This is a genomic window from Bradyrhizobium algeriense (assembly GCF_003062295.1).
In the GTDB taxonomy this organism is placed as follows: domain Bacteria; phylum Pseudomonadota; class Alphaproteobacteria; order Rhizobiales; family Xanthobacteraceae; genus Bradyrhizobium; species Bradyrhizobium algeriense.
This window is the reverse complement of the sequence record NZ_PYCN01000280.1, coordinates 1-436: the sequence shown is the minus strand read 5'-3', so window position 1 is coordinate 436 and position 436 is coordinate 1. Positions and strand designations below refer to the sequence as shown.

Genomic DNA, 436 nt, shown 5'->3' with positions numbered 1-436 from the left:
GATGAAGTCGACCACCTTCCTGCTCATTTCATCAAGCTGATCCGACACCGCCTGCCGTGTCGACGGCGAGGCCGGCACCCCGCGCTCGACGCCGAGGACCTGCGCGCCTTCCGGATCCTTGACGGTGAAGTTGGCGAACTTCACCACCTCCGGGGCAACCTTCGAGCGGGCATAGATGCTCCACATCATCGAGGGCTTGAGATACTGCCCCGGATGGGGTCCGGCGCCCTGCGGATAGGTGGCGATGCCGAGCGTGTTCTTGTTGATGGCCTGGAAGCCGACGAACTGGTTGGAGTGGTTGAAGGCGCAGCCCGTGCGTCCCTGCGTGAGCAGGCTGGTATCGGGGCCGCTCTTGTCGAGCGCCTGAATGTCTGCGGGCGGACAGGCCTTCACCTCGCGCATCTTCACCCAGAGCGAGAGCCAATCGCCGATATCG

General features: G+C 64.0%; 1 pseudogene. It reads right to left on the bottom strand.

Annotated features, from left to right (window positions below):
- A pseudogene (locus C7G61_RS43505) lies at positions 1-436 on the bottom strand (ABC transporter ATP-binding protein); the annotation flags it as partial.